This is a genomic window from bacterium (genome assembly GCA_022616075.1).
In the GTDB taxonomy this organism is placed as follows: domain Bacteria; phylum Acidobacteriota; class HRBIN11; order JAKEFK01; family JAKEFK01; genus JAKEFK01.
Map to the genome: position 1 here is coordinate 1 of JAKEFK010000230.1, position 21251 is coordinate 21251.

General features: G+C 47.7%; 17 protein-coding genes. 13 read left to right on the forward strand and 4 right to left on the reverse strand.

The annotated features are described in order from the left end of the window. Window positions 1-998: hypothetical protein (locus tag L0156_19035; protein ID MCI0605086.1), on the reverse strand; the 998-nt coding region annotated here is incomplete at its 3' end. Next, window positions 995-1516, reverse strand: coding sequence for a hypothetical protein (locus L0156_19040; protein ID MCI0605087.1), 522 nt, complete (start codon window positions 1514-1516; stop codon window positions 995-997). The genes L0156_19035 and L0156_19040, both read right to left, overlap by 4 nt. A gap of 300 nt (window positions 1517-1816) precedes the next feature. Here L0156_19040 and L0156_19045 point away from each other — a divergent pair, with 300 nt between their 5' ends. The 8 genes from L0156_19045 (at window position 1817) to L0156_19080 (ending at window position 10454) form a co-directional block, all read left to right on the forward strand. Further along, the gene (locus tag L0156_19045) at window positions 1817-3319 is read left to right on the forward strand and encodes a hypothetical protein (protein MCI0605088.1); all 1503 of its coding nucleotides are present in this window, start codon (window positions 1817-1819) and stop codon (window positions 3317-3319) included. 116 nt (window positions 3320-3435) lie between these two features. Beyond that, window positions 3436-4830, forward strand: coding sequence for a sugar transferase (locus L0156_19050; protein ID MCI0605089.1), 1395 nt, complete (start codon window positions 3436-3438; stop codon window positions 4828-4830). Window positions 4831-4886: 56 nt separating this feature from the next. Next, window positions 4887-5558: a molybdate ABC transporter permease subunit gene (gene modB, locus L0156_19055; GenBank protein MCI0605090.1), complete on the forward strand. Its 672-nt coding sequence runs from the start codon at window positions 4887-4889 to the stop codon at window positions 5556-5558. Continuing rightward, window positions 5501-6235, forward strand: a complete 735-nt coding sequence (locus L0156_19060; protein MCI0605091.1) for an ATP-binding cassette domain-containing protein — start codon at window positions 5501-5503, stop codon at window positions 6233-6235. The genes modB and L0156_19060 overlap by 58 nt, the downstream gene beginning before the upstream one ends. A 264-nt stretch (window positions 6236-6499) precedes the next feature. Continuing rightward, window positions 6500-6892 (forward strand): response regulator, encoded by a 393-nt coding sequence (locus tag L0156_19065; protein ID MCI0605092.1) that lies wholly within the window; start codon window positions 6500-6502, stop codon window positions 6890-6892. Continuing rightward, complete coding sequence (locus L0156_19070) at window positions 6889-7434, forward strand: YfiR family protein (protein MCI0605093.1); 546 nt, start codon at window positions 6889-6891, stop codon at window positions 7432-7434. Before L0156_19065 ends, L0156_19070 begins: the two co-directional genes overlap by 4 nt. 1 nt (window position 7435) lies before the next feature. Further along, on the forward strand, window positions 7436-8752 hold the full coding sequence (locus L0156_19075) for a HAMP domain-containing protein (GenBank protein ID MCI0605094.1): 1317 nt from the start codon (window positions 7436-7438) through the stop codon (window positions 8750-8752). A gap of 67 nt (window positions 8753-8819) precedes the next feature. After that, window positions 8820-10454 carry a long-chain fatty acid--CoA ligase gene (locus L0156_19080; protein ID MCI0605095.1) on the forward strand — a complete coding sequence of 545 codons (1635 nt, stop codon included), beginning with the start codon at window positions 8820-8822 and terminating at the stop codon, window positions 10452-10454. Between the two features lie 404 nt (window positions 10455-10858). On the opposite strand, the gene L0156_19085 is transcribed toward L0156_19080, so the two are convergent. Beyond that, entirely contained in the window at window positions 10859-12271 is a 1413-nt protein-coding gene (locus L0156_19085; protein MCI0605096.1) for a hypothetical protein, read from the reverse strand. Between the two features lie 5 nt (window positions 12272-12276). Further along, window positions 12277-13755, reverse strand: a complete 1479-nt coding sequence (locus L0156_19090; GenBank protein ID MCI0605097.1) for an oligosaccharide flippase family protein — start codon at window positions 13753-13755, stop codon at window positions 12277-12279. A gap of 175 nt (window positions 13756-13930) precedes the next feature. Here L0156_19090 and L0156_19095 point away from each other — a divergent pair, with 175 nt between their 5' ends. From L0156_19095 to L0156_19115, 5 genes are all read left to right on the forward strand, one after another. Continuing rightward, window positions 13931-15682 carry a hypothetical protein gene (locus tag L0156_19095; GenBank protein MCI0605098.1) on the forward strand — a complete coding sequence of 584 codons (1752 nt, stop codon included), beginning with the start codon at window positions 13931-13933 and terminating at the stop codon, window positions 15680-15682. Between the two features lie 12 nt (window positions 15683-15694). After that, on the forward strand, window positions 15695-16585 hold the full coding sequence (locus tag L0156_19100) for a glycosyltransferase (GenBank protein MCI0605099.1): 891 nt from the start codon (window positions 15695-15697) through the stop codon (window positions 16583-16585). Between the two features lie 146 nt (window positions 16586-16731). Beyond that, window positions 16732-18210 carry a glycosyltransferase family 39 protein gene (locus tag L0156_19105; protein ID MCI0605100.1) on the forward strand — a complete coding sequence of 493 codons (1479 nt, stop codon included), beginning with the start codon at window positions 16732-16734 and terminating at the stop codon, window positions 18208-18210. Beyond that, the gene (locus tag L0156_19110) at window positions 18207-19391 is read left to right on the forward strand and encodes a glycosyltransferase family 2 protein (GenBank protein ID MCI0605101.1); all 1185 of its coding nucleotides are present in this window, start codon (window positions 18207-18209) and stop codon (window positions 19389-19391) included. The genes L0156_19105 and L0156_19110 overlap by 4 nt, the downstream gene beginning before the upstream one ends. Beyond that, window positions 19388-21217 carry a sulfatase-like hydrolase/transferase gene (locus tag L0156_19115; GenBank protein ID MCI0605102.1) on the forward strand — a complete coding sequence of 610 codons (1830 nt, stop codon included), beginning with the start codon at window positions 19388-19390 and terminating at the stop codon, window positions 21215-21217. The genes L0156_19110 and L0156_19115 overlap by 4 nt, the downstream gene beginning before the upstream one ends. Window positions 21218-21251: the final 34 nt, after the last annotated feature.

Here is a 21251-nt window from a genome sequence, read left to right on the forward strand (position 1 = left end):
AAGCTCGCATCTTGCGGGCTATCGATTCTCACAACCGGAGCGGTTTTATCAATCGTAAATTCGCTTGTTGCCGACCCAGTGTTGGCTGCAGCATCGATCACCTTAACGAGCAGAGTGTGTTTTGCTTCGTCCGATACTTCGAAATCGACTGGAACGCGCGATCCATTCAGCCAGTACTCCACTTCATAGGGACTCGATTCCGTGAATTGTACCTGCGCATCATTCACATTCAGTTTTGTGAATAGGCCATCGATCGGGTGAGTGATAACAACTTGAGGTGATGTGTTATCAATATTGATTTCGAGAGTCTCGGCGGCTTCCGCTCCGGCGCAATCTTTGACGTAAATTTCCAGAACATGTTGACCTTCTCCGCTGATGGGAGTACCCGGCGTGTAGGGGCTGTTGTCGAGTTTGTAGGTAACCCTGACCGGATTCTGTTCAATGATCTCAATAGAAGGAGTGACAGGGACATTTGAATACTGGGGAAATGCACCGACTGCAATTACCGGCGGGACTGAATCGATAATAAAGGATAGTTGTTGGGTTGATTCATTTTGGGCCAGATCGTTCGCCTTGATCAAAAGGATGTAGTTGCCCGATTGGCTTATGATGGTTCCGCGTTCGACGGGCGCGCCGTTCAGTGTTGCGGTGACTGTATCCAAATGTGCATCAGTCGCGCCGAAATCGAGGGAAACGGGAGTGGCAACGCATGCGCCAATTACAGGTGGTTGAATCACCGGCAAAGTTTTGTCGATCACAAACGAAATTGTGACCGGGTCAGCAGTATTCCCTGACGCATCGCGCGCGAATATATAGAGGATGTGCGGATCGGGGGTTTCTGAGCTAACCGTGAATTGGGTTCCTTTCGTCTGGCCATCGAGCTCGATTTTCTGTTCCTCAACCGAGCCGCTGTTGTCTGTGATTCCTACATTGATATGGATGTCTGTTTTGCTGTACTGGCCATTTGTGACACCGGTGACAACAATTTCCGGTTTCACTCCATCGGCGTTGAACTGTCCGGAAGTTGCCGGAATCGCGCCAATGATGTGGGTCTGTCCGTTTTGTGGATTGATGCGTATATATAGAGCTGATAAGCGAATGTAGAGCCGGGCACGGCCTGCCCTTGCTCATTTTTCAGATCCCACGAAATCGTCGAGATGACTTTCACGAAAGGTTCCGTTCCTTCGCCATTGAGTCTGGGTAACTGTTCCCATGTGAATGGTGGAAGGATCGGTTCATCCTTATTAATGGTGCGCACGACGCTACCACCTTTCAGGATTTGTACGTTCCACCTGAGGATGAACAGGTCCTGTGTATTCTGCTGACGGCTGAGACCATCTGAGTCGCGCACAAAAAAATCGGCGTTAAATATAATTGGGATTGCGCCATCGGTAACCGCGATACTGCCCAGGCGAAGCTTGTCATTTGTGTAAGCTCCGGGCGGAATGTCGTCAGTGTTAGCAGACGCAACCATAGATAAAATCATGAGCAGGATGGATGTTCTAATTGAGCGCATAAATATATCTACACTTGTTTTTATGGCATCTGGTGTGAGGTCCCCTGGTTGCGCCCGAAGTCGTATGTGGATCTAACCTTAGGTCGCTACTGAAAGTCTACGGTACCAGAAAGTTCTTTTCCCCCGCCTTCTGAACCGGTAATCTTATACAATACTTTTTTTTAACTTGCAAGCGGAATGTTAAAATATGCAAGAACAACATAAACCGGCAAAAGTAATGCAGAAAAAGAAGGTCGATATACCGAAGCGCGCCGGGAAATTATCGGTGAAATTCGCCGTCTGCATCGCAAGGGTGAACCGTTGAATATTACAGCGGTAAAGCGTTCGCATCCGGAACTGATCACGCGCGTCTATTCAATCAAGCCGTTTTGGGGCTGGGCAAAGGCTATCGCTGGCGCAGGTTTGGATTACGCGAAGATAAATACGGAACTGCTTGAGACACTTCCATGTCCTTTCTGCGGCAAGGAACTAGTGAATCTTTGCTTTCACTTACGTGTGCATGAAATAACAGTGCACGATTACAGGACGGAATACCCAGGTGAGCCAATGTTGTCCGAGGAAATGTGTTCGCGGATTAGCAGAGCACTTCGCCGTCAAGATCGCCTTGTCCCGCACTGGGAACCGATTTGGTCGGCTGAATACGTTTTGGACAGAATCCACGAGCTTTGGCGCCGAAAGGTTCCGCTCAACAGCGGATATATCGATAAAAAGCAAAAGCACCTCCTTTATGCTTCGTCTAAATTTTTCAAAAGCTGGGATGGTGCATTGCGGGCAGCAGGGCTTGATCCCGACGAGGTCCGCCTTGCTGATGTTAAGGTGCGATATAACCGCCGGGATGTAATCCGCGAGATATTAAAAAGACGTAATCGTGGACTTCCTATGAATGTTGCTGCGGTGACAACGGATGATTTACGTCTATTTAACGCCGCTCGACGGCGTTTTGGCTCTTATTCTGCAGCACTTATTGCAGCCGGAATCGATCCCGATAAGGTACGTAGCCAACGTCTGCCGTACCAGGAATCTGATCGTCAACAGCTGTTGAAAGCCATTCGGGGGGTTGCCCGAATACCTGAAGGAAAACGGGGGATCGCGATTCAGCAATTGCGGACAAAATATCGTAAAGTGGTACGCAGATTGTTTCACATGTCATGGCCGGCCGCTGCGAAGGCTGCCGGCGTACCGTTTCGAGCTATTCATTCGGTGGATCACCGCGACTTTACCAGTAAAGATCAAGTCATAACAGCTTTAAAGGATCGACTACGAACAGGTAAGCCGTTAAGTGTAAGAGATCTAAAGCAACATGCATTGCGTCTGTACAAAGCACTACTTTGCTTTTTTCCGAAATATAACGACTGGTATTGCGAACTGGGGATAAGCACTAGAAACATTCGCGGCGCTCAGTTATATCGCAACCCGAAGGAAGTTTTGGCCGCGATTCGCAAAAGGGTAGAAATTGGCCTGGGAATGCGCCGGAGTGATTTGTTTAAAGAACCTGATGAAACGCGACCGAATATGTTGGTAAGACGCGCACGCGAGTTTTTCGGAAGCTGGTCGAATGCGCTGAAGGCAGCAGGAGTGAGTATGGAGAAGCGCCGTCCAAACGACTTACCGCGCTATCCAACCAAAGAATCGGTCCTTCAAGAAATCCGCAGACGACATCGAGAGGGCCTCCCTCTGGGAATTGGTATTGAGAAGGGAGAATCATTGTTTAAGGACACAGCACTTACTCACACTGCCCGGCGCTACTTCGGTTCCTGGCCCCGAGCAAAGAGCCTAGCTTTGCGCCATAAACAGAAATCATAATAACTTCACTCCGTGGAAAATCAAAAGACTCGCATAATTGATCAAAGTCGCCTTCTTGACTTGCATTGGACGAAATAACAATATTCGTAATACAATGTCAGAGGGGACTTATATCGATGGAACGCATTGAGTTGCGAAAACAGATCGGACTGATCATCGATTCGATATTTATGATTCTGGCTTTTTTTGCCAGCTACTATCTAAGAAAACCTTTCAAACTCCCGCCTTTTCAGGAATTAGCGCCGCTCGATTACTATCTCTGGATTCTCGCGGTCAGTCTTCCTTTCTCATGGATTTCACTACTCGTTCTGGGCGCTTACTCTCCAAAGCCCGAAGCCGGAAGACAATTTATTCATCTGTTCGGCCGTTTTTGCCTTGCGATGATGTTCGTTCTCAGTTTGATCTTTTTCGTCTTCAGCGTAAAGGAAGTCAATCGTAGCTTTGTCATCCCTTTTGTTCTGATGTCTGCCTTTTTCTTCGCTCTATGGAGAGTGGTTCTGATGCGATGGCAGAAATCCCATGGCATTTCGAGGAAGGCTTTATTGATTGGCGAAGGGGATAAGTTTCCTTCGATGATTGAAGAATTGAGAAATCACCCGCTACGAGGGTTTGAACTGATCGGCTGTTTGACAAATGAAGCGGCCCAAGGCGGTAAAATTGGCGGCTTACCGGTTCTTGGAACGTTGGATGATTTGTACCGGGTCCTGCACAGGGAAGTGGTCGATGAAGTGATTTTCGGTATCCGGATTTCTGCGATGGAACAGTACCAGACTCTTTTGAAGATTTGTGAAACAGTCGGCGTAAACGTGCTCATGCTATTCGATGATCGATGGCCGCGTTTCTCCCGAGTGGATATGGGAAGGCTATTAGACCGGCCATTTATTTACCTGGCATCCACGCCTGCGGATGAAGTATCGTCCTGGATGAAGGCGGTCCTGGACCGCAGCGTTGCCTTTTTTACGCTGCTGGTTACCCTGCCTCTATTGGTTTTCATCGGATTTCTAGTGAAAATCACTTCGGCAGGTCCCATCTTATTTGTGCAGGAAAGGACAGGACTGAATGGAAGAAAATTTAGAATGTATAAATTCCGGACCATGGCTGTGGATGCTCAGAAAAAGAAGGAAGAGTTGCGTGAGCAGAATGAAATGGAAGGCCCTGTTTTCAAAATCAAGAACGATCCACGCGTAACGAAGATCGGAAGCTGGCTCCGAAAATACAGCCTGGATGAACTGCCGCAGTTCTTCAATGTCTTGAGAGGGGATATGAGTCTGGTCGGACCTCGACCACTACCCTGTGAAGAGGCCGAGTTGATTCATGGAATGCAGCGCCGGCGGTTTTCCGTCAAGCCCGGTTTGACTTGCATCTGGCAAATCAGTGGCAGGAACCACTTGAGTTATGAAGAATGGATGAAACTGGATCTTCAATACATTGACCGGTGGTCCCTTGGATTGGATTTCAAAATTCTCCTGAAAACACCCGCTGCGATCTTTTCCTCCAAAGGTGCTTTCTAGACTTTAGAACCTCACGACCTCGGATCGAATCTCGTCATGATGATAGAATCTGCGGGATGAATGATCTGGAAATCCGTACGCTTCTGCTGACTGTCAGTACAGCTATCGCCAGCACGTTGATTATTCTGCCACCGGGACTGATGGTTGCCTGGGTACTGGCTCGAAAGAACTTTCCTTTTAAGTCCGTCGTTGAAACGTTTGTTTCCTTGCCCCTCATCATGCCACCTGTAGCCACAGGACTCGTTTTATTGAAGCTTCTTGGAAAAAGAGGTCTTATCGGCCAACTCTTTCATCAACTATTCCAGACAGATATTGTATTTACATGGCGAGCTGTGATTGCTGCTATGGCTGTCATGTCTTTTCCATTTATTGTGCGCACCGCGCGGGTTGCCTTTGAAGAAGTGAATCCGCGTTTGGAACAGGTCGCACGTACACTTGGCAGCACTCCCTGGGAGGTCTTCCGGCGAATCACAATGCCTTTAGCGAAACGTGGAATCATGGCCGGTTGTGCGCTCGCGTTTGGAAGGGCTCTGGGAGAATTTGGAGCGACTGTCCTTGTTGCAGGGAATATTCCCGGAAAAACCGCTACACTTTCGGTTTCCATTTTTTATCTGATTCAACTGGGCCAGGATGCTCTGGCGTTTCGGCTCGTTCTCCTGTCGCTCATCCCATGCTTCATAGCGCTCTGGATGAGCGAATTCATTCTGAGAAGAAGGAAATCTTTCTGATGCTGGCACTGGAAAACATTTCCATTCGTTACCGTCATTTTTCTTTGCAAGTAAGCTTTAAAACACAGGAGCGGATTACAGGGATCTTTGGACCGTCCGGGTCTGGCAAGACTACTCTATTAGAAGCGATTGCGGGAGTCAGGAAGCCGGATTGTGGAATCATTCATTTTAAAGGACGGGCGCTTACCGATATTGGATCCGGATTAATGATCCCACCTGAAAAACGAAGGACCGGTTACGTGCCTCAAGATCTCGCCCTGTTTCCTCATTTAAGCGTGCGGCAAAATGTCTTTTACGGCGCGTCGAGGAATGACTCTTCTGATCTACTCAAAACTCTGGAGATTGAGCATCTGATGGAGCAAAGGATTCATCAGCTTTCTGGTGGTGAAAAACAAAGGGTTGCCCTCGCGCGGGCTCTCTTGATCCATCCGGAACTACTCCTTCTTGATGAGCCTTTGTCGAATCTGGATGAGCCCTTACGGGAACGAACGAGAGATTATGTTGAGCATCTCATCCGTAAAATCGACATTCCGGTGCTGTATGTAAGCCACGATTCGGATGAGATTGTCCGATTGTGCTCCGAAGTAATTGTTTTGCAAAACGGACGCATTTCGAAACAGGGAAGTGTTGCTGAGCTCTTCATAGAAGACGATCGTACGCACTATCGATTGAAGTAGTGGCAGAGCATTTGCCGTTGATTTTGAATGGCCGTGTGATCGCACAATGCTCGCATTAGCACGAACATATTTCCTGCGCGCAAATGCTCTGCCTCGTCTCCGATACTGCAGAGCATTTTCACGCCCATAGTGATTTTGATTTAAAGCTTTACCTTTCCTGGCATATTCATACACGCCGCTTGGAAAATGCTCTGCCACCACCACCACCACCACGTTGCGCATTGATTCCTCGATGTTATATTTTGGGGTAGACCTGGAGGGTCGATGTCCATTGAATCGGGTGCCCCGCTGAGGGTATTAATAGTCGAGGATGAGCGGCTGATTGCAGAAAATCTAAAATTAATTGTCGAAGATCATAACTATCGAGTGGTTGATTTGGCCTCTAACAGCGAAGAGGCAATTCACAAGGCAAAAGTATCCAAACCGGATTTGATTTTGATGGACGTGCGGATTCAGGGTGAAATGGATGGAATTCATGCAGCAAGTCTGATTCAACAGAGTCTTGCAAAAAAGCCAAGGGTTCTCTTTTTATCCGCGCATAGCAGAGAACAGTTTCCTCATATAGAGGCGCTGGATTCTGATTCTTTTCGATATTTGTTAAAGCCTTACACTCCGGAGGATCTTTTGGCGGCGATGGACAGTGTTCTGAATCCATGAATTCTTTTGAACTCAAGAGTATTTTCCGGCTACTGTTTCTACTTCTGCTGAGTCAGGCGAACTCTTTCATTCATGCGCAGTCCGCTGAATACGAGATGAAGGCCGAATTCCTGTACAACTTTACGCAGTTTGTTCAATGGCCCGAGAACGCATTCAGCACTCCCAACAGTCCTTTTCAGCTCTGTTTGATTGGCGAAGATCCGTTCGGAAGAACGCTGGATGAGTCAGTCACCAGTGAATTCGTAGGTAAGCATCCGATTGTGGTGCGAAGAATTCGCGATGTAGACAATACTCCGGCCTGCCATCTGGCTTTTGTTTCCGCCAAATCCGATATTCCTTTCGAAGCGGTTCTGGTGACGACCCACGAGCATCCGGTACTTCTTGTAGGAGAAGATCCAGAATCTGCAGAAAGAGGAGGTACGATTGCTTTTCGATTCGTAAACCGGAGAGTCCAGGTTTCGGTGAATCTTTCTGCAGCCCGGAGCGCCAATCTCAAAATCAGCTCAAAACTCTTGAGACTGTCAACCATTATTGAGAATTGAAGTGGGTTACGCTGACCTTTCCATACGACGCAAGTTGATGGTGATCATTCTTTCAACAAGCGGAATTGTCCTGCTCCTTACCGCCGTTGCGTTTATTTCTTATGAGTGGCTCACATTCCGGCGAAGTCTCGTAATTAACGTTACTACGCTTGCCCGGGTGGTTTCTGACAATTGCACTGCTGCACTTGCATTCAGAAACCCTGCAGATGCCAGGGAAGTCCTCAATGCGTTGAAAGCAGAAAAAACAATCAAAGCCGCTGTTCTTTACGATCATGATGGGGAACTGTTTGCGTTCTATCCGGACAATCTGAAACCGGAGCTCTTTCCCGATAAGCCCGGTCCCGATGGTTACCGCTTTCAGGAACAAGATTTGATTGTGATTCAGCCTGTCGTTGAATCTAAGGAACGTTACGGAACTCTGTTCCTTCGTGCCAGCCTGGGCGTAATTTATGAAAGTCTGCAAAATTATGCAGAGATTGTGATCTTGATTTTCGTTCTCTCTTTGTTTGCTGCCTTCGTTCTATCGACAATTCTCACCAAAAGCATATCCAATCCTGTCCGGTCGCTTGCAAAAGCCGCCCGTCTGGTTTCTGAAAACAGGGATTACGGCGTACGTGTTCCCAGATCGGGTAAAGATGAGCTTGGAGTGCTAACACAGACGTTCAATGAAATGCTTTCAAGAATTGAGGAGACGGATGCTGGTTTAAGAAAGGCGATCGGCGAAAAGGATGTATTGATTCAAGAAGTTCACCATCGCGTTAAAAACAACTTGCAGGTGATTTTGAGTTTGTTTGATATGCAGGCACGTCACGTGGATAGCGAAGACGCACTGGAGGTCTTTCATGACTGTAAGGCTCGAATTCGATCCATGTCTCTGGTTCATGAGATGTTATATGGTTCCAGCGATCTTTCAAAAATCGACTTCAAAAACTACGTGGAAAAACTCGCTGATGATCTATCTACCTCATATCAGCAGAACGATCGCCAGGTAAAAACAACCATCAGCTTGAAAGATCTGGAGCTTGATATCAGCAAAGCGGTCCCACTGGGACTCCTAACGAACGAGGTGCTGACAAATTCGATTAAGCACGCTTTCGTGAATGAGCCAAACCCCGAAATTTTTATTAAGCAAGTTCCTAGCGAAGCTCTGACCATTCTCATAGGGGACAATGGTAAAGGATTGCCTTCCGACATCGATTTCTCGAATCCGACAACGTTTGGATTGCGAATTATTCGCTTGCTGGCCGAACAGCTCAATGCGAATCTGAATGTTGAATCCAACCACGGAACCATCTATACCATTCAAATGGCCCTGTAATCGAAGTAGCGCGGACGTCCCGTCTGCGCAGGCGGGAGCCCGCGCTACATAGTTTATAATTACAGCTATGAACGGAATGATGATGGATTATCCACTCACGTTAGATCGGATTCTGGAGCACGCTCGGCGCTTGCATCCGCAGAAAAGAATTCTTACCAAAATGCCGTCCGGCGAAATGCATTCCTATGACTACGCGAAGTTGTATCAACGCTCCAAGAAATTGGCAAACGTTTTGGAAAAACTTGGCGTTAAGCCCGGCGACAGAGTCGGAACCCTCTCATGGAACAATTTCCAGCACATGGAGATGTACTACGGGATTCCTTGTTCCGGTGCTGTTTGTCACACGCTGAATATTCGGCTCTCCCCAGAAGAGCTGGCATACCTGATCGATCATGCGGAGGATCAAGTGATCTTCGTTGATGGCACACTTCTACCGTTAATGGAGCGCGTGGCTCCCAAGGTTCGGTCAGTTCGCCACTATGTGCTCTTTAACACACCAGATGATATCCAGACAAAATTGCCTGGCGTTTCGTTTTACGAGGATTTGATGGCTGACGCAAGCGAGGACTACGAATGGAAATCTATCGACGAAAACATGGCGGCAGGACTCTGTTACACAAGCGGAACAACAGGAAATCCCAAGGGTGCCCTGTACAGTCATCGCTCCATTTTTCTGCATACGCTGGGAGTAAATCTTTCGAATAGTCTGGGAATCCGGGAGACAGATGTTATGCTGCCGGTCGTTCCTATGTTTCATGCGATGGCATGGGGACTTCCTTACGGTTGTGTTATGAACGGCGCCGATATGATCATGCCTGGCCCACATATGCAACCGGCTGCTCTTGCCGCATTGATTTCGGATCACCGCGTTACGATTGCCGCGGGAGTTCCGACGATCTGGGGCGGCCTATATCAGGAACTCAAAGCGCGGCCGCGAGATATTTCCAGCATACGGGCGTTAATTGTTGGGGGGGCCGCTATGCCTCGGAGTCTGATTGAAGGTTTTGAAAAGGATCTAGGTGTCACCGTTTTGCACGCATGGGGAATGACGGAAATGTCACCCCTTGGAACTGTCTCGATTTTGCAGAGCCATCATACAGGGCTTTCGGAGAAAGAAAAAATCGATGTTAAGTCGATGCAAGGTTATCCGGTTCCCATGGTGGAATTGCGAATCGCAGATGAATCCGGGCGTGAACAATCCTGGGATGGCAAGACCATGGGGGAGATTCAAGTTCGAGGTCCATGGGTAATACGACAGTATTACAAGGTAGAAAATACACCGGACAAATTCACTGGCGATGGATGGTTTCGAACTGGTGATGTCGCAACGATCAATTCGGATGGTTTCGTGAACATCACGGATAGGACAAAAGACGTAATCAAAAGTGGAGGGGAGTGGATTTCCAGCGTGGCTCTGGAAAATGCCTTGATGTCACATCCAAAAGTTTTGGAGGCGGCAGTGATTGCCGTGCCGGATCCAAAATGGACCGAGCGTCCGCTTGCCGTGATTGTAGCAAAACCCGATTCCGGAAACATAAACAAGGAAGAGATCGTTTCCTTCTTAGCGGAGCGCTTTCCTAGATTCTGGCTTCCGGATCACGTTTCCGTGATTCCAGGCATACCCAAAACAAGCGTTGGAAAATTCGACAAGAAAGTCTTACGGAAACAATACTCTGAAGGCTCAATCAACACGATTGATTAAATTCAACTCATGCTGATTTCCGGTATTTAAACTCCACTGGGATTCGGGATTCTTCCTGTTCAATGAGTCTATCGACAGCCAGACGATTATCCTCAGAGTCGGTTGCGATTGCCATCAGTCTTTAGCAGGAAACGCGATTATTTTAACCCAAAGGTCTGATAGAAATCCAGGCAGAAGTAAGGAGGGATGAAGTTGAAGATAAAAAATGGAGTGTGGATTCAGAACCCACACTCCATTTAAGCGGCCCGATAAAAAAACTAGAGTTTCAAACAAACGTCCTTCATTGCTATAAGCTAGTCCGCTGTGATATGCGTTTGTCATGCAAACGTTATGCGTAAGTAAAATTTGAAGAAAGTAGCGCAGGCGTCTCGCCTGCGTCCGTTTGCGCAGACGGGACGTCCGCGCTACTTTGCCTCCGACTCTTTTAGTAGATAGGGGAGTCGGCAAGCACTGGCAATCAGGATCGTTAGGAGAGAAAATGTAGTTGCAATTGCAGCGATATTTTTCGCGGCAATTTGTTTGAGAAAAAATAGATCGTAATTGGCAACCGACGGAGAAAAGCTCCAGCCACTCATTATTGGAGATGCCCTCATAAGGAAATGCTCTTTCGTACCTTTGAGTGCTCCCCATCCCTCATAAAATCGCCCATAAAATGGCACAAAATCAAAAAGGATCCCATTTACTGTTAGAAACCAGCTTAGTACAACCAGACCAACAAAGAGTGTTCGTCGCGCAGGATTGGAATAGTGTTCCGCCGCCGAATGGATGCAGCAAAGAACCAGCAGGGGAATCACAGGGATAAGGAAACGCGGCCCCCAGCACCAGCCGCCAAACGCGCCATGCCAGAGACTGTAGAAGAACAGTTGAGTAAGGAATATTCCTGCAAATGCCATTGCCTCCCATTTCCTTTTTTTCGCCAGTGACAGAAGTCCGCTGACTGTCAGACAAACAAGCGGGAAAAAGAAAAAAATTCCTCTTCCTGGACTCACCAGGAGTCCGATCAGTCGCCTAAGAGAGGGCCTGGCCTTTATAATCTCTTCGCCGAAATTGAGGAAGGAGCCGAATTTGTGATAGTTAAACATCAAAATTACAATTCCGCTGAAGATCATGGGCAGACACATTACAAGCAGATTCTTAAAAACGCTTGAGCGCCGCATCCAATATCCCAGAAGAAGAAACCAGGGCACAAACATAACAAAATCAGGGCGGATGGATACTCCGTATGCGATAGCAAGGCCCGGATAAAACCACTGCAGTACACTTTCACTTTCCGAAGCTCTGCGAATCAGCAATATTGCGACGACCACAATTAATCCAACAAATGGCTGAGCAAAATCATACCGGCCATACACAGAATACGGCGAGGCCAGACAGGCAACAAGCGACGTGACTAATGACCATTTGCGTGAAAGGCCCGTTTTTAAAGCCAGCTGATACAGAAGAATGCCTGTAACAACAACGATGATCGGATTGACGCTCGAACAATAGAGATACAGATCGTTTCTCATTAAATTCCAATCATAAGGAAGCTTTGAATCGAATTGCATGTGTATCAAATCCGGGCGAAATAATTGAACAATTGCAAGAAAGGGAATGTACGCAATCGTCATCCCAATACCATATTTACTTGTCCAGTAGTATTTATTGCCCCATCTCAGCGGAGGATCGAAGTGAAGCGTTTTCTCTGCCAACAGAACACGTGCAGCCTGAAAGGTTAACGCGCCATCAATGGAATACTGGTGCCCCCCCAACGCCAGTAATTGATAGGAAAGAAGAAGCGCTCCCAAAAACAATGTAACTTTTCTATCTGTCCGCATCGCCCCTAATGTAGCGCAGACGTCTCGTCTGCGGCAGCTCGCAGGCGGGACGCCTGCGCTACTTTGTTTATGAACTCTCGCAAGGGAACCTCGCCTGAGATCACCAACGCTAATCCAATCATCATCGACAAGCACAATAGTTTCAAGACGAGCAACCAACCGTGAGCAGGCCACCAGGAAGCGATGATATAAGCTACGAAACTGATCAAAACTGCACGAACAGTGCTCAGAGCAGGAGGCAGAATTCCGCAGATACGGTGCAGCGCTGCCAGACTCGTGATCGTCCCCACAAATGTTACGGCCAGGTTGACGTTCGCCGCCGCTATAGCGCCTCCACGGGGAATCATCAGTAGATAACCTACCATACTGATTGGGACCATCGGACTGGTCAAAGCAAAAGTGAGGCCGGGTCTTCCAACGGCAGTCAGTATTGCGGTCACAACGGAAATGCCCGCCAGCAATACTCCGCTAAAAATCAGACGTGCAAGAATTGGAGCGGTTTCCTGAAACATGGGACCAAAAATCAAACCAACAATTTCATCGGATGCCCCAGCAGACATCGCAGCAAAAGGAAATAATGCCAGAATGACGCGCAATGAAATCCGTCCTAATTCCTTTGCTTTCTCTGTCTCACCTGCACTCAACATTCTGCTGAGACTGGAAAGCACTAGCGGCGCAAATGAAAGCGAAAAAAGGCTCACTACCAGAGAAAGATTCTGAGCTGCTCCGTAAAATCCGGTGTCCGCGGTTGTTCGGCCCATGGGCTTCAGCAGAACAAGATCCAACTTTTCGTAGATCCTCATGCTGAAAGCAAACATAAAAAGGGGAAGGGCATAGTCCCAAAGCTTTCGAAGTGGAAAATCTGAACTCTGCAGAATGGAGGGCTGGATATAATATCTCGCAACGATCAACTCAACGATTGTTGCCACCACACTTCCCAGAATCGCTCCAGAAACAGATAATCCCAGTTCCACCAACCCGATCACTGCGAGTAATCGTACGAGCCAGCGAACAACACTGATCACTGCTCTGGCATTGAACCGCCCCAGGCCAACCAGCAGATTTCGGTGAGCCTGTGCAATACTGAACAATGGGATATCGATAGCGAACCATTTCAGACAGGAGGACAACAACGGTTCCCCTAGCAAGGCTGCAACCGAATCGGAAAGAGACCAGATCCCTGCAGCGGCAAGACAGCCGACAACCGTATGAAGCCGGACTACCTTTGTGCCAAGCGGTCTCCAGTCTTCTATTTCAGCCGTGAACTTCAATGTTGCCCGGGCAAAAATGGAACTTACGGTCCATTCAATCCAGGAAATGACGGTAGCCGCTAGAGTGAACAGTCCGTAATCGGCAGGGCCAAATTTTCTGGTGAGATATGCCGCTGTAATCAGGCCCGTCGGCAGCAACAACGCTTCAGCAAGGAAAATGCGAAAAGTTCCGTGAAACAAAGCGAATTGCGCAGATGATGAATCGCCCCTCATCACTTACATCATAACAGTATGGAATGTTTTCTAAATGAACCATGCCGGCAGAATGCCGGCGGTCATTTATGCCAGCCTGGAGGCTGGCGCTCATAAAGAAGAGCGCCGCCATTCTGGCGGCATTGATGTCCGCCGGCTTTTAGCCGGCCGATGCATGCAGTAGAATGGCTTCTTGGTGCGCACAAGATTTTACGCGATCGTTGGTTTGTTTATTCTCATCTCCTACCTCTCTCTTTCCTTTAGTCATTTCCTCACATCGAGAGTCGGCGGTCACGATGAATCGATTCAATTGATGGGCGGATTTCTTATTTCGAGAGGATTTTGTCCTCACAAGGATTTCTGGTCCATGTATACTCCGCTGAATTATTATCTGAATTCGCTCTCCTTCTACTGCATGGGGATGTCTGCGATTTCGGCACGCATTTTACAGGAATTTCTTTTTGCTGCATTCTTGATTGGCTGCTACTTCGGCTTTAAGATAGTCAGCTCCAGAGGATCCTACTTCAGTGTCAGCCTGACTTTGATCAGTTCGATACTTGCTGCACGCGTCTTTACTTACGCCTGGTGGAACCCTTATGCTTTGGGACTCATTGGTATGTTGTTGTACCTATTCAGTGTTAAGAAGAGGAGTAGCGTTTTACTTTTTGCCAGCGGGACCATGATCGGATTGGCATCCCTGGGAAAGCTGAATTTCGGTTCCTACATGGCAGCCGGAATCCTTTCCGCCTTCGCCACAGAAGCCTTGCGAGGTAGCACAGGCGTCCCGCCTGTGACACAGGCGAAACGCCTGTGCTACTTCCTACTACCTGTTCTAGGCTGTTTTTTGTTTTATCTGGTTCCTTACGGCGCTTTCGCAAAAGAAGTGCTGTATCAGATTGTGATCTTTCCTTCTCAGAGCCTGGAACAGCATCGAATCCTATCGTTACCTGAAGGATTGCAGGGCTACGGTGTGCTGTTTGCTGCTGTCTTTCCGCTGATTTGGATGATATTTCGTTCTATTCAGGTAGCGTCAAAGATTGACCTCTGTGCTGTAATCGCTTTCCTTGCTTCCATTCTGAGCATGGAAATTCTTTCTTTTGTTGGAACACAGTATCAGCATCTCCTTCCTCAATTTATTGTTCTTACCGGTTTTATCCTGATCCTTCTTCAATTCGCATTCCACCGCGTTGAGGAATCGGAGTTTGCTTTGCTCATGGCGTATGTCTTCTTCACAAACTATTTCCTCAGCAGGATAGATCCACCGCATTTCTCAGTTCTGATTCCTCTCGGTATTTTCCTGAGTTTCAATATCCTCAAAAGGCAAGTTCTTTTGAGAGCTCCGGTCATTGTGAAAATATCGTCGTACGCTTCCGGTGTATTGATTTTAGCGCTGTGCGTCTCTCCTGCTTACTGGCATCTCAAACAGATTCTTCAACAGCCGGATAAAAATCTTTCCGAAGCCTGGCAGATCCTGAACCATCGCTGGCAGTTTGGGAACAGGAGTGATAGTGAGTTATTGATGTCCGTTCGGAGTTCTGCATTCGCCCCTTTATACCCAGACAAAGCCGAACTACAGGCAGCGAGGTTTGTAGCAAATCATACAAGAACTGACGATCCGGTTTACGTTGGCCTCAAGGATCACTCGACCGTTTACATGAGTCCACTAAGGTTATGCTGGATCTTAGGTCGAAATATCGGTGTCAAGTACTTTCTTCTGGAACCCGGACTTACAACAGAAGAACCAATTCAGCATCGCATGATCGATGAGCTGAAAGCGAAAAATGTCGAATGGATGATTCTTCAGGAAAGTCGAAGAGGGGATCAGGATTTCCAGACAAGAAACTACAGAGGTTCCTCAATTCTGGACAGGTATATAATGCAGAACTATGAAGCTGTTCAAGAATTTGATAGCTTCTCGGTATACAAAAGAAAAGCAAGTTCCAGTTGATGATGGGGGTCGATGAGTCTTTTTTTTTCTGTGATTATTCCTACGCACAACCGTCCTGAAGAATTGGCTTCCTGTCTTCGGTGTCTGGCCGAGTTGAATTACGCACGGGATCACTTCGAGGTTATTGTTGTGGATGATGGAAGCGATGTTCCGCCTGAGGATGTGGTTCAATCCTTCGCAAATCAGCTCGATATTACGCTGATCACGCAACCTAATGCCGGGCCAGCCGCGGCCCGGAATGCCGCAGCGGCAAAAGCGAAGGGGGAGTACTTAGCCTTCACGGATGATGATTGTCGACCAACACCGGAATGGCTCTCCGCATTCTCCACAGTCTTACTGAACTCTCCTGATTGCGCTGTTGGAGGACGAACGATCAATGCACTCCCTGAAAACTTATTTTCCGCTGCAAGCCAAAGTATCATCGATTTCGTATACAGCCGCCTGAACACGAACTCGGGTCATGCGAGATTTTTTACATCCAATAACATGGCGCTTCCCGCACATTTGTTCAAAAGTATCAACGGCTTTGATCCTCGCATGCGAACTTCGGAAGACCGTGATTTTTCTAATCGTTGGTTTCATCAAGGCTATGGAATGATTTTCGTACCTGCTGCAATCATCTATCACGCTCACGTCTTGAACTTTTACACTTTCTGGCGACAGCATCTCCACTACGGCTGTGGGGCTTTTCACTGGCGCAAAAACGTTGCCAATCGCGACAGGAAACGGATTGCACTGGAATCACGACGCTACTACCTGGAATTGCTTGGACATCCGCTTTCACATAACCGAAACTGGAGAGGACTCTCACTTTCATTCTTGTTGCTGGTCTCCCAGATCGCAACCACTATTGGCTTCCTGAGCGAGTGGATCAGGTCCGGTTCCGAAGCACACAATCCATGAAGACGGTCCACGGTACCGAGTACCCTCCAAAGACAGAAAGTAGCGCGGGCCTCCGGCCCGCGTCGCGGACGGGATGTCCGCGCTACTTTTCGAATCGATTATTTCTCCTGATCTGCGCGCTTTTTCTTACATCGCGGCTGCTACTATTGAATTACAACCAGGCCGAATTTACAGATGGTTACGCATTTCTGAAGTGGTTCATCAGCTTCGGTGGAGAGAATTTTTTTGATGTATCCAGCAAACACATGCCGGTATACCCGTTGTTGATAAAAATCCCGGCGCTGTTTCTCGACCCGGTTCTTGCCGGTCGTTTGATATCGGCTCTTGCTGGTTTCTTCTGCCTTTTTCCAATTTATCAGTTATGTCTTGAAGTCTACGGAGAACGCACAGCACTCTTGGCTACCATCCTATTCACCGTCTCGGCACAGATTCTTTTTCTCACTACGCGTGTCCTGAGCGAACCTCTATTTCTAGCCTTTTCGTTTACTGCAATTTTGCACGCATTTCGTCTGTTCTCAGATCAAAAGATCAATTCCTTACCGTGGTTGATCTTATTTTCAGGATTGGCAGGCTTGACTCGTCCCGAAGGACTCACGTTTGTACCGTTGTGGATTTTCGGACTGATTCAGGCTTTCCGCCGGCGACATTTCAAGTCCGTCCTTCTTTCACTTCCTCCTCTTTTACTTTGGTTCGGTTACATGTTGATCGTACCCCAGGGGGGAGCCACTTACGGGAGTGATATGTCGAGAAGTCTTCATTCTTTAAGCTCATGGAGGTTGTTCAGGAATCTCTGGATGTATGTTGAGATTTATCCTTATGTCATTTTCTTTCCTGTGCTGATCTTTGCGGGGTACAACCTGTTCAGCGAATTAACACCAAAACGCAAAGTTTGGCTTATGCTGATCGCTTACGTTCATGTTAGCATCCTGACTGTATTGTCAGTCTTCTGGGCCTGGACCACCCGTTTCCTCGCCCTTCCTATCAGTGTATTGTTGATTGAAGCCGCTGCTGGAATGGACCGCTTTGCAAATCGGTTGCCGAAGTGGTTTTCAAAATGCTTGATATTCGCGACTATCGTTGGATCGAGCGTCTTTGCGATGATAGCTCTACACTATCAGAAGGATACGTTTGCTGATATTAAGAATTCGGCGCAATACATTCGATCCCACTTCCCGGACTCTCGCATCTTCTCCAATGATCCGTTCAAAGTGTCCTGCTATACAAACGGGGAGGTGAACAAATATGAACAAAAGCCGATTTATCGTTCGGGCGACATCATAGCGCTTCACAGTTTCTACGGAGACCTTGAACGAGATGTGACCTGGCTCACCACTCATTATCAGGTTGAGGAGGTATTTCGTACGGATTCTGTAGTGATCCCTGTGTTGGCAAACACAATTATTACGAAGGGCTCGAATACGCCGGAGGTCGCTGCGCGACGATTCCACGGTCAGACATTCACGAGTGTCGTCCTTCGGATCTCAGGCAAAGATGAGCGCCGCCATTCTGGCGGCATTGATGTTCGCCGGCTTTTAGCCGGCGCTGGAGTTTTTACATTTGTATTACCATGCCGGCAGAATGCCGGCGATCCTCTATGCCAGCCTGGAGGCGGGCGCTCATCATGAACAAGCTTTCCATTATCATTCCTGCTTACAACGAGGAAGAGGGTATCCGCGAGATTATTGAGCGGACGCTCTCTGTTTCCCCGAAAATCCAGTCGAATGCAGGGATCAGTGATGTTGAAGTGATAGTGGTAAATGACGGTTCTCAAGATGCAACGGCCCGGTTTGCACAAGAGTACTCCATGCAAAACCGGATCCGATTGATTAGCTATGAGCAGAACCGCGGCTATGGTGCTGCGATTAAGAGTGGATTTGCCGAGGCCTCTGGCGAGCTGCTCAGCTTCTTGGACGCCGACGGAACATGTGATCCGCTCAATTTCATCGACCTCATTCATAAAATGAAGGAGACGGATGCCGACATTGTGATCGGAGGACGTCTGAATCGCAACAGCCGGATGCCCTTAACAAGAAAACTGGGGAATGTCTTCTATCGTGTCCTGGTGCACGCAATTAGTAGTAAAAAGGTAAACGATATCTCCAGTGGGATGCGAATCATGAAGAAAGAATCTTGGAAGAAACTTTCGCCGTTGCCGGACGGTTTGCATTTTACACCTGCGATGAGTGTAAGAGCGATTCTGGACAGATCTATCAAAATTGAAGAAGTTCCCATTCCTTATGAGGAACGAGTCGGCCGATCCAAGCTGAGCGTGATAAAAGACGGTTTCCGATTTCTGGGTGCGATCCTCGAGATTTCCTTTACGTACAAACCACTTCGATTGTTCGGTTGCATCGGGATCGTTTTGATTTTTTTGGCCCTTCTGTACGGAATCGATCCTATTGTCCATTACATCCGGCAAAGAAATGTTCCTGAAGATCGTATCTACAGGCTTTTGTTTGTACTTGTGGCCGGCATATCCGGAGTTCAAATGTTGTTTCTCGGCTTGATGACTCAAGCAATCACGAACCTGATTCACAACTACGAGATGGAAACAGCAGTTGAACGAATTTTAGATAAGACTGTTTTGAATCGTCTCACTTTTCTGGGCATTCTATGTATTCTGGCAGCAGTGCTGTTAAATGCGAATGCAATTCTGCAATATGTTAGTCTAAGAAAAATCTTTGTGCACTGGAGCTATATCGTAACGGGAGGTCTCCTGGTCTTGTTGGGATTTCAGTTGCTTGGGTTCAGCATAATGAACCGGATCGTAGACCTTCTGAAGGAGCAAAAGAAAGGAGGTCTGTGAACTTTTCTGTCGTCAAGGATCGTAGGCGTGTTGAACCTGGAACCATTCTGGGATCATGGGTGGCCTGCTTCTTTGTGGCCACGTCATGGGAGGTGGCATTTCGCATTTTGGTGGAATATTCGCAATGGAATCAGTGGGATTCCCTTTCCTACATGGGCAGGAATGTCGCATTTGCAGTTGCATGTTCTTTGATTCTAGGAACATTTCACTGGGCGCTTCTCGCGCTGAGTGGACGGATTGAAAAAGTACGTTCGGCGTTCCGGGTGTTACTCTGGCCTGAATTCGGAATTGCAACTGCCACGCTGTTGGGAATGGTGATTTGGGTACTCCGATACCGCCTTCCGTTGCAGAGTTATCCATTCATCATTCAACTTATAGTGGCTCTTCTCATTACAGCAGCGGCTTACTACACTTGCATGAGGCTTGCCAGGCTCGTTCATCGTTACGTTCTCTCCAGACTCTCGCGATCTTTCCTGATCAAAATAATTGCTGGTCTTGCCTTTGGGCCAATCGTCATCGTTTTCCTCGTTCAATGGGTTCGGAGTTCCAATCATTTGGCTCTGAATCGACCGGACAACTCAGCAACCCGCATAGTACTGATCAGCGTCGACACGCTTCGTTGCGACTTTCTCAGCACGTATGGATCTCCTCATGTTCGAACACCAGTAATTGATCAGATCGCCACCGAAGGTGCACGATTTGACAATGCAGTGTGTCCAATGCCATTGACCGGACCTTCCCATATGAGCATGTTGACCGGACTATCTCCATTGATCCATGGCGTTTTTATGAATGGCTTTCTTCTTCCTAAAAAGATTCCAACTCTAACTTCCATTCTCCGAAAAGAAGGATTCAGAACCGGCGGTTTCATATCGGGGTGGCCATTGCAAATTCAAAACTCCCGGCTCCATCCGGGGTTTCAAAAGTACGACGATAACATTGCCTGGATTGATTATTTTGGAGGAGCTTACTCTGGGAGATTCGTTTCAAAATATTTCAAAAAAGACCTCTCCAAAGGAGCCAGGACGACGACTGATTCAGCTCTGAAATGGTTAAGAACGAACTTCAATTCCCCTTTCTTTCTTTTCGTTCATTACTATGATCCACATTACCCGTATGGAGGGGGCAATCTAAATTCACATGATAAGCAGCGTTCCAAACCTGAGGAGTTGCCTTATCAGAAACAATTGTACGGTTCTGAAGTTGCGACCGTTGATGCTCAGATAGGCCGCCTGATTGCTTTTCTGAAAGAAAAGAACATTTATGACAGCACTCTTTTGATTTTCACGGCCGATCATGGTGAGAATCTGGGAGAGCACGGATACTACTACGAGCACAAGAGCCTGTATGAGCCAGTGATTCGTGTTCCACTCATCCTTCGTTATCCGCAAAAGGTCAGGCCCGGTACAGTGATTCAGCAGCAAGTTCCTTTGACCGATATTTTTCAGACGATCCTGAAAGCTGCCAGCGTGAAGTCAGCACAAGCTCCTGATTCCCTGGACCTGGTTGGCATTGCAAATCACCAAGCCGAACAAAATGAGCGAGTCATGATTATTAATAACTTTCGAAGAAAGCTGGTGAAGCACTCGGTCCGGACGTTGGAGTGGAAGCTGATCCGCAACGATGATCTTCAGAGAAGTTATGAATTGTACCATCTCCCCACAGATCCGCATGAGTCACGAAATCTTTACCCCGACAAAAAGGAAATTGCCCACAAACTTGAATCCTTACTGAATCGCCAATTAGGAATTCAGGTTTCGAATGAGGTGGAGGGTCTCTCTCCGGATCAAATCGAAAGCTTGAAGGCCTTAGGATACTTCAACTAGTAGCACAGGCGTCTCGCCTGTGGCCCTGCGCAGA